At 72.6% G+C, this 13,600-nt stretch carries 9 protein-coding genes; 2 read left to right on the top strand and 7 right to left on the bottom strand.

What is annotated here, in order from left to right; genetic code table 11:
- Window positions 1-870 (bottom strand): acyl-CoA dehydrogenase family protein (locus ACCP09_RS36980; RefSeq protein WP_433753588.1); only part of this gene is annotated, 870 nt, incomplete at its 3' end.
- Window positions 871-901: 31 nt separating this feature from the next.
- Entirely contained in the window at window positions 902-1,237 is a 336-nt protein-coding gene (locus tag ACCP09_RS36975; RefSeq protein WP_433753586.1) for a hypothetical protein, read from the bottom strand.
- Window positions 1,238-1,396: 159 nt separating this feature from the next.
- Between ACCP09_RS36975 and ACCP09_RS36970 the strand changes: the two genes are divergently transcribed.
- Window positions 1,397-2,095, top strand: a complete 699-nt coding sequence (locus tag ACCP09_RS36970; protein WP_378331918.1) for a GntR family transcriptional regulator — start codon at window positions 1,397-1,399, stop codon at window positions 2,093-2,095.
- A gap of 90 nt (window positions 2,096-2,185) precedes the next feature.
- Here ACCP09_RS36970 and ACCP09_RS36965 read toward each other — a convergent pair whose 3' ends face one another.
- From ACCP09_RS36965 to ACCP09_RS36955, 3 genes are all read right to left on the bottom strand, one after another.
- The gene (locus tag ACCP09_RS36965) at window positions 2,186-3,145 is read right to left on the bottom strand and encodes a GH12 family glycosyl hydrolase domain-containing protein (RefSeq protein ID WP_433753583.1); all 960 of its coding nucleotides are present in this window, start codon (window positions 3,143-3,145) and stop codon (window positions 2,186-2,188) included.
- Window positions 3,146-3,814: 669 nt separating this feature from the next.
- On the bottom strand, window positions 3,815-5,410 hold the full coding sequence (locus ACCP09_RS36960; protein WP_433753581.1) for an MDR family MFS transporter: 1,596 nt from the start codon (window positions 5,408-5,410) through the stop codon (window positions 3,815-3,817).
- Window positions 5,407-6,006, bottom strand: coding sequence for a TetR/AcrR family transcriptional regulator (locus tag ACCP09_RS36955; protein ID WP_400990366.1), 600 nt, complete (start codon window positions 6,004-6,006; stop codon window positions 5,407-5,409). Before ACCP09_RS36955 ends, ACCP09_RS36960 begins: the two co-directional genes overlap by 4 nt.
- A gap of 99 nt (window positions 6,007-6,105) precedes the next feature.
- Between ACCP09_RS36955 and ACCP09_RS36950 the strand changes: the two genes are divergently transcribed.
- Window positions 6,106-6,807 carry an alpha/beta fold hydrolase gene (locus ACCP09_RS36950; RefSeq protein ID WP_433753578.1) on the top strand — a complete coding sequence of 234 codons (702 nt, stop codon included), beginning with the start codon at window positions 6,106-6,108 and terminating at the stop codon, window positions 6,805-6,807.
- A gap of 57 nt (window positions 6,808-6,864) precedes the next feature.
- On the opposite strand, the gene argG is transcribed toward ACCP09_RS36950, so the two are convergent.
- Both argG and ACCP09_RS36940 read right to left on the bottom strand, forming a co-directional pair.
- Window positions 6,865-8,322 (bottom strand): argininosuccinate synthase, encoded by a 1,458-nt coding sequence (argG, locus tag ACCP09_RS36945; protein ID WP_123687602.1) that lies wholly within the window; start codon window positions 8,320-8,322, stop codon window positions 6,865-6,867.
- A 29-nt stretch (window positions 8,323-8,351) separates the two neighbouring features.
- The gene (locus ACCP09_RS36940) at window positions 8,352-13,598 is read right to left on the bottom strand and encodes an NACHT domain-containing protein (protein ID WP_433753576.1); all 5,247 of its coding nucleotides are present in this window, start codon (window positions 13,596-13,598) and stop codon (window positions 8,352-8,354) included.
- Window positions 13,599-13,600: the final 2 nt, after the last annotated feature.

The following is a 13,600-nucleotide window of genomic DNA, read 5'->3' as shown; positions in this document are numbered from 1 at the left end:
CGTCGCCATATCCGCCAGATAGTTCCCGATCGACTGGTGCTGCCAGATCGGCTTGCCGAACGACTCCCGCTCCTGGGCATACCGCAGCGAATCCTCCAACGCGGCCCGCGCCACGCCGAGGGCGCGGGAGGCGACCTGGATCCGCCCGATCTCCAGCCCGCGCATCATCTGCGCGAACCCTTGGCCCTCGACGCCGCCCAGTACGGCGCCGGCCGGGACGCGGAGGTCGTCGAAGGACAGCTCGCAACTCTCGACGCCCTTGTAACCGAGCTTCGGCAGATCACGGGACACGTGGAAACCGGCGCCCTTTTCCACCAACAGCACGCTGATCCCCCGGTGCGGCGGGTCGGCCGCCGGGTCGGTCTTGCACAGCAGCGCGACCAGGTCCGAGCGGCGGGCGTTGGTGATCCAGGTCTTGGACCCGTTGACCACGTACTCCGGGCCGTCGCGGCGCGCGGTCGTGCGCAGGGCCTGCAGGTCGGATCCGCCGCCGGGCTCGGTCAGCGCCATCGTGGCCCGCAGCTCGCCGGTCGCCATCCGCGGCAGGTAGCGGTCCTGCTGCTCCCGCGTGCCGTAGTCGACCAGCAGCTTGGCGACCACCGTGTGCCCGCCCATCGCCCCGGCGAGGCTCATCCAGCCGCGCGCCAGTTCCTCGGTGACCGCGGCGTAGCACTGCGCCGACACCGACGCCTCGCCCCACGGCGCCGGGATCGCCAGCCCGAAGATGCCCATCTGCTTCATCGCCTCGATGAGCTTCTCGGGGTAGGTGTTCGCGTGCTCCAGCTCCCGCGCCACCGGCCGCACCTCGCGGTCGACCCACTCGCCGACCGCCGCGACGATCGCCGTCTCGTCCTCGGTCAGGCCGTCCATCCGGTGTCCTTCCTGCGTTGCGTGGTTCTCACTATCGCTCACCCGTCGACCGCCCCGCGAGCGCGAGGTAGCCGCCGGCGCCGGGCTGCGTGAGCGGCGCGAACAGCGGGTGCCGCGCCGGCATGGAGTCCCGTGCCAGCTCGTGAACGTGGGGTAGCGCGACCACAACACCGACGTCGGCCGCAGCGCGCCCCGGCCGTGCGGAAGTGCTTGACCAGGACGGGAAAGCGGCTCGGGCGGTGTCGGTCGCGGTGCCGTCCGGCACCACGCCGATGACCCGCGTGGTTGCCAGGTTCTCGACCGGGATCGTGTGCGGGCCGCCCGGCTGGAAGGCGCCGTCCGCGTAGGTCGCGTTGCGGTCGGTCACGGCGACTCCCCTCGGGCGGTCTCGGCTCGCCCGCTCCGGCAAGCGCTCGCCAGGACTCTATTCTATAGAATCTGCGAGAGGGCAGCCGCCGGTTATCCACATCACACACTTTTCTATGGGATATAGGATGGCGGCGGATGGCCGGCACGGAGGCGCGTCATGGGTGCAACGCACGGCCGCGGGGGCAGCCTGCGGCGCACGTCGTTCGAGAACAAGCAGCAGCTCAGCGAAAAGGTCGCCGCCTACATCCGCGAGGGCATCATGGTCGGCCAGTTTCGCGCCGGCGAGTACATCCGCACCGAGCGGCTGGCCGAGGAGCTCGGCGTCAGCCCCACCCCGGTGCGCGAGGCGCTGATGCTGCTGGGCAGCGAGGGGTCGGTGCGGTGGGAGCCGCGGCGCGGCTACCGGGTCGTGCCGCTGACCACCCGGGACGTCGGCGACCTGTTCCGGGTGCAGGCCTTCATCGCGGGCGAGCTCGCCGCCCGCGCCGCCACCGAGCTGCGGGACGAGGAGCTGGACCTGCTGGAGGAGACCCAGGCCAAGCTGGAGCAGGCGGAGCGGGACGGCGACTTCGACCTCGTCGAGTCGCTGAACTACCAGATCCACCGCACGATCAACAAGGCGTCGGACTCGGCGCGGCTGGCCGTCCTGCTCGGCGTCACGGTGAACTACGTGCCGCTCGGGTACTACGCCTCGATCGAGGGGTGGTCGTCGGCCTCGGCCCATGACCACAGCTCGATCTTCCGGGCCCTGCGCGCCCGTGACCCGGAGGGGGCCCGCAAGGCGATGTCGGCGCACATCGAGCACGTCGGCGGGCAGCTCGTGGAGCACCTGCGCCAGCGCGAAGTGCTCAGCTGACGGTCTTGCTCGCGACCGCGGCCAGGTCCTCCCAGGCGGCGGCGAAGGCGTCCCGCCCGTCCGGGGACGGGCGGGACGCGGCCGGCGGAATCAGTTCATCGTCACGGAGAAGTCGGAGACGGTGAACCGGGCGGGCACGCCGCCGGTGGAGCAGAACTCGATGCCGTAGCCGAGCTGGTTGACGGTCGGGTTCGGCGGAATGTAGCCGCGGCCGACCGACCAGTCGATCATCGCCTTGATGTCGATGTTGCCGGAGTACTGGGTGGACTGCGCGACGAAGGCGAGGTAGCCGCTGCCGTTGGCCCACACGTCGTAGGTCACGCCGCCCGCGGTGTAGGTGGCGACCTTCTCCCCGGAGGGCACCTGGTTGTGGTTCTCCGTCCACACCATCAGTTCGGTGACCCCGGGCTGCTGACCGACGCCGTTGAGCCAGATGTCGTAGGCGACGTCGTAGATCCCGGTGGCGGGCCCGCGGCCGGCGAAGGTGGAGGTGATGGTGGAGTAGTCCGACAGCGGCGCGCCGTCGAGGTTGTTGATGTCCTTGTGGACGTTCGGGTAGGTCTTCACCGACGTGGAGTCGGGCTGGGTCGAGTCGACGTACCAGTTGTCGTGGGCGCAGGCATGCAGCGTTTCCGGGCCCGCCTCGTCCTGGTTCCACATGTTGTTGTGCACGTAGTAGCCGCCGTCGGACCAGCCGCCGTCGGGGTCGCTGGTGGTGAACACCGGGTCTGCGCAGGTCTTCTCCGGCGCGGGGGTGCTCGCGGCGGAGGTGCTGGTGCCCGACGTGCTGGTGCCGGACGTGCTCGTGGCGGACGTGCTTCGGGGCGTCGTGCTGCTGGACTTGCTGGATGTGCTGGACGTGATGGGCGGGGTGCTGGTCGTGCTGCTCGCCTCGGCGCTGGTCGTGCCCGGCGCGGAGCTCGCGCTGGACGACGGGGCAGGTCCGCCGCGGGAGGCCTGCGTGGCCCAGGAACTCCCGGGGTCGCAGGCCGCAGCGCTCAGCAGGACCAGGGGAGCGGCGAGCAACACCGCCGGCAACGTGCGTTTCATGTGCGATCTTTCCTGTTTCGGTTGGTCCCCCAGCCGAACGGTTCGGAAAGCTAGCACAGATAACGGGAAGATCACATCCGCATCACGGCAAAGTGTCTGCTGCGCCACGTTCGGGTTGCCTGCGCGCCGGCCGAGCCGGAACCGCCCATGCCGGACCCCGTCGTGCCGACCGCGGAGTTCGAGAACCGGCTCGCCGAACACCCGGCCCACGTGGCATCGGCCGCCCCGGCGGGCCGGACTGGGGTGTGGCGCCGCGAGCGGAGACCACGGTGAGCGCGGGCGACGAGGCCGGCTTGGACCCGAGGGTGTGCCGGTCGCCGAAGCTCTACGTCCGCAACGACGACGCTCGGGCGTACGCGCCGGCCTCGGGCCGCACCTCATGGCGCTGGTGATCTACCTGCGCCGCACCGACTACCAGGAGGAGGAGTTCGCACACGACGAGTTCGTCATGCCCGGGAGCCGGGCAGCCCAGACACCTCGGAAGCCGCCCCGGTCCGGCGGGCGCGCATCGGTGAGAAGGTCGCGGAGTTCACCCTGCCGGGAACCCGAGGTGGCGACGGTGCTTGCCGTTCCGGTTGGGTGCCCACGATTTTCGACGCACGACCGCTGTCGACGAGTCCGAATTGGAGCGTCGTCTGCGTCCGGTGTTCGACGGCCGCCCGTGAGGCGTCAGGCGCGGCGCTGCTCGGCCGCCAGGCGTTCGGCCTCCTCGCCGCCGATGGCTTCGCCGCGGGCGACCAGCCCGGCCACGTCCGAGAGCGGGATCTGCTTCAGCACCAGCGACAAGGCGAACGCGATCCCGATGAACGGCAGCAGGTACCAGAACACCGGGGCGAGCGCGTCGGCGTAGGCGGTGACCACGCCGTCGCGCACCGGTTCCGGCAGCTGGTTCAACGCGGCCGGGTCGAGGGTCGCGGTGGCGGCCGAGGCGTCCGTGGCCGAGGCGCCGGCGGCGGTGAAGACGCCGTTGAGGTTCTCCGTCAGCCGCGTGGTGAAGATGGTGCCGAACACCGCCGTGCCGAGCGCCGCGCCGACCTCGCGGAAGTAGTTGTTCGTGCTCGTCGCGGTGCCGATCATCGCCGCGGGCACGGCGTTCTGCACCACCAGCACCACGACCTGCATGATCAGCCCGAGCCCGGCGCCGAACACGAACAGGTACACACAGATCAGCCAGATCGGCGTGTCCGCGGCGAGCGTGGTCATCAGGACCATCGCCACGGCCGTGATCACCGTGCCGAGGATCGGGTGGATGCGGTACCGCCCGGTCTTCGTGATCGCCGACCCGGACACGATCGAAGTGCCGATGAGGCCCACCATCATCGGCAGGAGCAGCAGGCCGGACGCGGCCGCCGAAGTGCCCGAGGACATCTGCAGGAACGTCGGCACGAACCCGATCGCGGCGAACATGCCGAGGCCGAGCGCGAGCCCGATCGCGGTGGCGTTGACGAAGATCCCGTTGCGGAACAGGCTCAGCGGGATGATCGGGTCCGCCGCACGTTTCTCGGCCACGACGAAGACCGCCGCCGATACGAGCAGGCCGAGGCCCCACGCCCAGGTCTCCATCGCGGCCCATCCGTGGTCCTTGTCGCCCCCGAAATCGGTGAAGAAGATCAGGCAGGTGGTGGCCAGCGACAACGACACCACGCCGGCCAGGTCGATCGGCTGGGTCGCCTTCTTGCTCGGCAGCGTCAGCGCGACCAGCGCGATGACGAACGCCGCGACGCCGACCGGGATGTTGATGTAGAACGCCCACTGCCAGGTGAGGTGGTCGACGAAGAACCCGCCGAGCAGCGGGCCGCCGACGGCCGACAGCCCGAACACGCCGCCGAGCGGGCCCAGGTACTTGCCGCGCTCGTTGGCCGGCACGATGTCGGCGATGATGGCCTGGGACAGGATCATCAGCCCGCCGCCGCCGAAGCCCTGCAGCGCGCGGAACACCACGAACACCCAGAAGTCGGTGGCGAACGCGCATCCCACGGAGGCGAGGGTGAACAACGCGATCGCGACGAGGAACAGCCGCCTGCGGCCGAGGACGTCGCCGAACTTGCCGTAGATCGGCATGACGATCGTGGTCGCGAGCAGGTAGGCGGTGGTGATCCACACCTGGTGCTCGACGCCGCCGAGGTCACCGACGATGGTCGGCATCGCGGTCGCCACGATCGTCTGGTCGAGGCTGGACAGCAGCATGCCCGCGATGAGGGCGCTGAAGATGATCCAGATCCGCCGCTGGGTCAGCAGCAGCGGGGCAGGCGCGGTGGTCGTCATGGCGTCCGTTCGGGTTCGGGGGACAGGAGGGTGCGCGCGGCGGCGAGCCGGCGCGTGAGGAGGTCGCCGAAGCTGGTCGTGTTGCCCTCGCGGAGGAACTCGCGCACCGACGCCCCGGCGAGGGCGCCGACGATCTGCACCGCGGCGGCGGCGCGCAGGTCGCCCGCGGGCAGTCCTTCGCGGCGCTCGACCAGCTCCACATCGGACTGTTCGTCGCGTAGCAGCTGCTCGAAGAACCTGGCGAGCAGGCGGGGTTCCCGCTCGACGGCGGCCTGCACCTCGCGGCACTTCTCGACCGTGATGTCGGCGCGGACCCACCGGCCCGCGGTGAGCCGCACGAGGTCGTCGAGCACGTCGCCGCCCGCGGCGAGGAACTCCTCGACCAGATCGTGGTCGTCCCGGTGCGCGGACCGGCCGAGGACGGCGTCGTCCTTGGTGGCGAAGTAGTTGAAGAAGGTGCGGCGCGAGATGCCGGCCCGCTCGCACACCTCCTCGACGGTGAAGCCGGTCAGCCCCCGCTCGGCGGTGAGCTGCCGCGCCACGGTGGTGACCAGGGCGGCGGTGGCGGCCATCCGCCGGGTGGTTGCACTATTCATCTCAAAGTGCATTCTTCCACGCCGGCACTGTCGTTCGCCAGCGCGTTCTGCTACGTTCGGTTGTGCACAACTTAATTGGAAACAACTGAAAGGATCGACATGACTGAGACGGTGGTCCTGGTGCACGGCGCGTTCGCCGAGTCGGCCGGCTGGAACGGGGTGATCGCCCGGCTGCGGGAGCAGGGGCGCCGGGTCGTCGCGGTGGCGAACCCGCTGCGCAGCCTCGCGGGCGACGCCGAGTACCTGCGGCGGGTGCTGTCCGGGATCGAGGGCCCGGTGGTGCTGGCGGGCCACTCGTACGGCGGCATGGTCGCCACCGAGGCCGCGGCGGGAAACCCACAGGTCAAGGCGCTCGTCTACGTCGCGGCGTTCGCGCCGGAGGCGGGGGAGTCGGCGCTCGGGCTGTCCGGCAAGTATCCGGGCAGCACGCTCGGCGCGACGCTCGACCCGGTCCCGCTCGGCGACGGCAGCAACGACATGTCGATCAGACCGGACGAGTTCCACGGGCAGTTCGCCGCCGACGTGCCGGCGGCCGAAGCCGCGCTCATGGCGGCGACGCAGCGACCGGTGCGCGACGTGGCCCTGTCGCAGGAGGCGACGCACGCCGCGTGGCGCGACATCCCGTCGTGGTTCCTGATCCCACTGGGGGACAAGAACATCCCGGCGGCGGCGCAGCGGTTCATGGCCGATCGGGCGGGCGCGCGGAAGGTGGTCGAACTCGACGGCGCCTCACACGCGGTGGCGGTGTCCGAGCCGGCGGCGGTGGCGGACCTGATCCTCGAAGCGGCGAAGTCCGCCTGACGGAAAACGGAAGACGGGGCCCACGCGGAGTGCGCGAGCCCCGTCGTTCCAGGAGCGTCAGTCGTTGCCGGCTTCCAGCGCGGCGTGGTCGAGCAGCTCGACGTCCTCCGCGGCGCCGCCGCGGGAGGCGATCACCTCGGCGCCGCCCTCGGTCATGGCGCCGATCAGGCCCGTCGAGGCGGCCTGGGCGGCCCCGACCAGCTTCGGCTGCTGGGTGCCGCCGGTGCCGACCAGGCCGAGGCCCGCGTACTGCTCCAGCCGCGAGCGCGAGTCGGCGATGTCCAGGTTGCGCATCGTCAGCTGGCCGATGCGGTCGACCGGGCCGAACGCCGCGTCCTCGGTGCGCTCCATCGACAGCTTGTCCGGGTGGTAGCTGAACGACGGGCCGGTGGTGTCGAGGATCGAGTAGTCCTCGCCGCGCCGCAGCCGCAGCGTGACCTCGCCGGTGACCGCCGTGCCGACCCACCGCTGCAGCGACTCGCGCAGCATGAGCGACTGCGGGTCGAGCCAGCGGCCCTCGTACATGAGCCGGCCGAGGCGGCGGCCCTCGTTGTGGTAGCTGGCGATCGTGTCCTCGTTGTGGATCGCGTTGAGCAGGCGCTCGTAGGCGGCGTGCAGCAGCGCCATGCCCGGGGCCTCGTAGATGCCGCGGCTCTTGGCCTCGATGATCCGGTTCTCGATCTGGTCGGACATGCCCAGCCCGTGCCGCCCGCCGATCGCGTTGGCCTCGAGCACCAGGTCGACGGAGGTGGCGAACTCCTTGCCGTTGATGCGCACCGGGCGGCCCTGCTCGAAGGCGATCGTGACGTCCTCGGCGGGGATCTCGACCTCGGGGTCCCAGAACCGGACGCCCATGATCGGCTCGACCAGCTCGATGCCGGCGTCCAGGTGCTCCAGTGCCTTCGCCTCGTGGGTCGCGCCCCAGATGTTCGCGTCGGTCGAGTAGGCCTTCTCGGTGCTGGCGCGGTAGGGCAGGTTCCGGGCCGTCAGCCACTCCGACATCTCCGTGCGGCCGCCCAGCTCGGTGACGAAGTCGGCGTCCAGCCACGGCTTGTAGATGCGCAGGGCCGGGTTGGCGAGCAGGCCGTACCGGTAGAAGCGCTCGATGTCGTTGCCCTTGAAGGTGGAGCCGTCGCCCCAGATCTGGACGTCGTCCTCGAGCATCGCGCGCACCAGCAGCGTGCCGGTGACCGCACGGCCCAGCGGGGTGGTGTTGAAGTAGACGCGGCCGCCGGAGCGGATGTGGAAGGCGCCGCAGGCCAGGGCGGCCAGCCCTTCCTCGACGAGCGCCTCGCGGCAGTCGACGAGCCGCGCGATCTCCGCGCCGTAGGTCTGGGCGCGGCCCGGCACGGAGGCGATGTCGGGCTCGTCGTACTGCCCGATGTCAGCGGTGTAGGCGCAGGGGACCGCCCCCTTCTCGCGCATCCACGCGACCGCTACCGAAGTGTCGAGGCCACCGGAGAAGGCGATCCCGACACGTTCACCGACAGGCAGAGAGGTGAGCACCTTGGACACGGGAACAGTATATGCATGGCGATGCATGATCATGCAAAGGGGTGCGTGGTGTTCCCGGCCACGTGGGTCAGGCGCCGGAGGAGGTCCCTGGCCTCCCCGCGGCACAGCCGGCTCAGGCGGGCGAGCAGGCGGGCGGCCTTGACCCGGACGTGACGCGGCGCCGCCTCGTCGTGCGCCACTTCGCGGGCCACCAGCGCGGCCTCCTCCCGGTGATCGGCTTGGAGGTTCGCCATCGCCGTGGCCGCGCGGAGCCGGACCCGCGGGCCCAGCGATCGATCCGCGGCGAGGGCGCGCAGCCCGAGCGCGCCGTCGAGGCTGTCGAAGTGCCCGATCGCCTCGCACACCTGGACGCGGGCCAGCGGCTTGCCGGTGTGGCGGAGCCGCTGCAGGAACCCCAGCATCTCCCCGCGCAGGTCGGGCCGGTGGCCGGCGAGCGTGCGGGCGGCGTCGGTGCGGACGAGCTGCGGCAACGTCTCGTCGGTCACGATCCCGTGCAGCGCGGGCGCTCCCAGCTCGCGACCGCGGTCGCCGAACGACATCAGGTCGCGTCCGGCGCGCCACCGCAACGTGGGACGGCACGCGCGGTCGATGGCGAGCGCGTGCAGCGTCCGCACCCCGGCCGCGCGGTCGGCGACCGTGAACCCGGCCAGCCGGTTCGCCACGGTCCACCGGGTCGCCGCCGGCGCCTGGTCGTCGTCCCGGATCCGGCGCAGCGCGCCGAGGCCGTCCAGGTCGCGCAGGAGGACGCGGATCTCGACCCGGTCGAGGTCGCCCACCACCGGGTCGTCGAGCATGCCGCGCAGGTAGCCGGCCACCGCCTCGGCGGAGACCAGGTCCACCAGCACCTCGGACGCCTCGGCGTGGTCACGCCAGGGCCGGGACTCGTCGGCGAGCACGGCGTGCGCCTCGGCGATCCGGCGGCGCCGCCAGTCCGGGTCCAGTTCCGCGAGCTTGTCCCACGCGAGCCGGCCGAACCGCTCCTCGGTGAACTCCGCGAGCACGCCCACGGCTCGTGGCAGGTGCCGGGGTGAGAGGCCGGCGAGCGTGACCGCGGCCTCGACGCGTTCCGCGGGCAGAACCTCCGCCGCGGTGAGGAGGTCCGCCAGCGCCGACTCCGCCGCCGCGATCAGGTCCGGGTCGTCCCAGGCGGTGAGGCCGGCGAACCGGTCCCCGGGTGCGACCGCCGGGTCGTCGAGAAGCGCGAGCCGGGTCTCCCGTGCCTCCCGGCCGCGGTACCGCTGCGCGAGCCGCGCCCGGAACCACACGGTGGCCGCGGGGTCCCGGGCGCGCAGGAGGTTGGCCTGCCGCAGTCCGTCCGTGCGGTCCTGGCTGAGCCCGTCCCACCAGTAGACCGCGAGCTCGTGTTCGTGCGCGGCGCGTTCCTGGTCGGCGGCCAGCCGCCGCAGGACGGTGAGCGAGCGCCCGGCCAGTGAGTCGTCCAGCTGAACCAGGTTCTTCGCGGCCTCGCACCGGTCGGTGGTGGACTGCCGCTCGTCTTCGAGGACCCGGCGGACGAAGGCGATCGCCGCCTCCTGCCGGTCCGGGGCCAGCGCCACGATCCGCATCCAGACGTCGACGCGGTCGGAGAAGCCGAGGCAGTCGTCGGCGGCCTGCGATTCGAGCTCGGCCAGCGCCTCCTCCCGCAGGTCCGGATCCAGCTCGGCGAGCAGCGCGGCGGCGATCTCGCGCCGGATGCGTTTCGTCGCGCTCCCGGCCGTCACGTCCCGCAACCCCGGCACCAGGTCGGCGCCGAGCGCGGCGAGGGCACGCAGCCGGGTCTCCCAGCGGTAGTCCGATCCACGCCGGCTCGACAGGACCACGGCGGTGGCCGCGCCGAGCCGGCCCGGCGCCGCCCTGGCCAGTGCGACCGCCGCTTCGCCGCGGGAGTCCCCGTCCGCGGTCTCGTCGAACGCGATGCGTTCCAGCGCCGCGACCACCTCCGGATCGCCACGGTGACCGAGGTGGTCCAGAGCCTCGCCCACGCCGCACACGATCCCCGCGGTGACGGCCGGCCCGCGCAGCAACTCGCGGAACACCTCGGCGGCCTCGTCGCGCGGCGCGTGCCCCATGCCGGTGAGGCTCCGCGCCAGCCACGGGAGTTCCGCGTCCGGCACGGTGCGCGACCGCAGGAGGCCGATCACCCCGTCCAGCGCGTCGCGGTGGTACGGGCGACCCAGCGTCACCAGGGTGGTGGCGGCGGACCTCCTGGCGTCGCCGCGCCGTGCCGGGTCCCGGAGCACCCGGATCACCGCGCGGGCCAGCGCCTCGTGGTCGTCGGTGTCGGAGACCTGGGGCACCGGGAAGTCCCGCCACGCCACCCACGTCGCGGCCTCGTCCGGACCCAGCAGGTGGAGCAACTCCGCGGCAGCGCGCTCGGCGGCCGAACCGTCGAGACGCCGCAACAGCCGCCACGCGTCGGACCGCAGGTCCGGATCCCTGCGGCGGTGCGCGATCTCGCCCAGCCGCTCGACGATCTCCGGGTGGAATTCCGGCCCGAGGCGGGCCAGCTGGGTGGCCGCCTCGCGGCGCAGGCGCGGATCGGCCGCCGTGTCCGCGAGGAGGTCGCGCAGATCGTCCACCGCGGCGGAACGGTGTGGTTCCCCGGCCGCGGCCAGCCACCCGAGCGCCGCGGTCCGCTCGTACCCGCGGGCCAGCGGGTGCCCGGCCAGGCGCTGCAGCAGCGCGGCGGCTTCCTCGCCGTACTGCGGAGCGGCGTCGCCGAGGCTGCGGGCAGCCCACAACTTGTGGTTGACCGTGACCGTGCGGTCGGCGAGAACCGCACGCAGGCGCTCCACCGCCTCCTCGGGAAATCCGAGGTTGGCCAGGCAGTCGGCGAGGAAGCGCCGTTCGAGGGGGCGCACGTCGAACTCGGCGCCGATCCTCTGGAGGAGGGTGACCGCGTGCGCGCGGTGCTGCGGTCCCAGCTCGGCCAGCGCCTCGACGGCGAAGATCCGCTCGATCCGGTCGTTCCGCCGGTCTTCGATCCGGGCGGTCAGCACCGCCACCGCCTCGTCGAAATGGGGTGCGCCCAGCGAAGCCAGAGCCCGGGCCGCGTCGGTCAGGTCGGTGTTGAGGCCGGTGTGCCGCCCGAGGATCGCGCGGAACGCGTCCGCGCACCGCTCGTGGAACTCCACCCCGATCTCGACCAGGCCGGTCGCGGCTTCGACGAGATCGCGGTCGGGCGCCCAGGGGTCGGCCAGGACGGACTCGAGCGCGCGGACCGCGCGGGCCCGCGCCGCGGAGCCGAACGCCGACAGCACGACCGCGGCCTTCCGGCGTTCCAGCGCGCTCGCGCGCTGGTCGCCGAGCACGGAGACGAGGCCGTGCTCGGCGATCGCGCGATCGTCGCCGCCGCAGTCGGACAGCGCCTCAGCCGCCGCGAGCCGGACCTCCACGGCGATCGCTTCCTGGTCGATCACCTCACGCAGCCGGTGGCGCGCGGCGTCGCCCTCCGCGCCGCGCAGCCTCGTCGCCAGCGCGGTCGCGGCCTCCACCCGCGACGGCCACGGGAAGGCCTCGTCGTCCATCAGACCGGACAACCAGCCGCCGATACCGGGGTGGTGGGTGGCACGGCCGGCCTGCGCCAGGATCTCGTCGCCGGGGGACTGCGTGGTGCGCGCCCAGGCGCGGACGGTCGCCAGGAAGTCGTCGACGACGCCCGCCCCGGCGGGGACGCGCCAGGCCAGCAGGCGGGCGGCCAGGAGGTGCTCGTCGGCGTTCCCGGCGTGCAGCCAGGTGATCAGGCGGTCGGCCTCGGCCGGGTGCAGGCGGGTGTAGTGCAGCAACACCGCGCGCGCGTGACGTCCGCGGAACTCCCCGCTCGCCGTGTGCAGCAGCAGGGCGAAGCCGGGGTGGGCGTGGTCGAAGTGCGCGGGCAGCAGTCTCGCCTGTGCCGTCGCGGCCAGGTGCTCGGCGAAGCTGTGGTGGAGGAACCGGAGGTCGCCGCCACGGCGGAAGAGCGGGCCGGCCGCGGTCAGCGAGGAGATCAGCTCCTCCCGCGCGTCCGGCGTCCAGCCGGGAACGTGTTCCCCGGCCCAGGCGGTCGCGGCGTCCGCCAGCGAGGTGTCGGCCTCCAGCCGCACCCGGCCCAGGTGCTCCAGCAGCAGGCCGCACACCTCGTCGAACCGGCCCGGCCTGGTCGCCTGCGCCGAGCGCAGGTACTTCAGGTAGCTCTCGTAGAGCTCGTACTGGCTGTCGGGCAGCGGGCGGTCGCCGTGCTGCTCGAAGATGATCGCGGCGATGGTCGCGAGCAGCGGCACGCGGACGAGCTCGTCCAGGTGGGCCGCGCGGATCTGCCGCACGAACCGGTCGGCGTCCTCGCCGAGGTCGAACCACCTGCCCGCGAAGTCGCGCAGCGCCGTCTCGTCGAAGGGCTGGAGTTCGTAGCGGTTCGCACCGATGCGCTGCAGCGGGGCGAGCGCCGCGCCCTCGATCGGCCTCGTGGTGAGGACGATCCGGTAGGGCGCCTCGGCGGTCGAGGCCCAGGCCGCGAGCACCGTCACCAGCCGGTCGCGCTCGACGGCGTCGGCGACCTCGTCCAGCCCGTCGACCAGCAGCAGCCACCGGCGCCCGGCGACGCGCTCACCCAGCCGGTCGGCGTCCACGGGCTTGCCGAGCAGCGCGCCGTACTCGGCGCGGACGCTCGCCGCGATCGCGTGCGGGAACGGCGTGTCGAGCCGCGCCGCGAGTTCCCGCGCGGTCACCCGCAGCGGCAGAACCGGTTCGAGCGAGCCGGCCTGACCCTCCTGGCCTGGCGACCACCAGCCGGCCAGCTCGGCCGCGAGCCGCAACGACAGGGTCGACTTGCCCTGGCCGGGCCCGCCGGTCACGACCACGTGGTCGTCGCTGGCCAGCACGTCGTGCACCGAGCGCGACGGCGGCCGGACCACGAGCCGGGACACCGGGACCGTCGCCGGCTGCACGAGCCGGCCCCGGTCGTCCACGATGGGGGCCGGGCGCTCCGGCTCGGGCTGGTCGTCGTCCTGCCCGCTGCCGAGCTCCTGGCGCACGTACAGCGTGGCCAGCGCCGGGCGCCGCGCCCCGGGCAGCCGGTACGGCAACTCCTGCGCAGCTTGCGCCTGGGCCCTGAGCAGGGCTTGGACGTCGGCGGGCAAGGCCGCGGCCTGGCCCCAGCCGGCCGGGGCGGCCGGGTGCGGTGCGGGTTCCGCGGCGGGCGTGGACAGGTGGAAGTGCACGCCCCCGCTGATGGATCCGGCCTGGACAGCCGCGCCGTGGACGGTGCCGCTCAGGTCATTGCTGATGCGCTGCTCGTCCACGC

The organism is Amycolatopsis sp. 3B14, assembly GCF_050958625.1.
GTDB classification, from domain to species: Bacteria; Actinomycetota; Actinomycetes; order Mycobacteriales; family Pseudonocardiaceae; genus Amycolatopsis_E; species Amycolatopsis_E thermoflava.
Note: the sequence above shows the minus strand (reverse complement) of the source record. Positions and strands in the feature narration are given on the sequence as shown.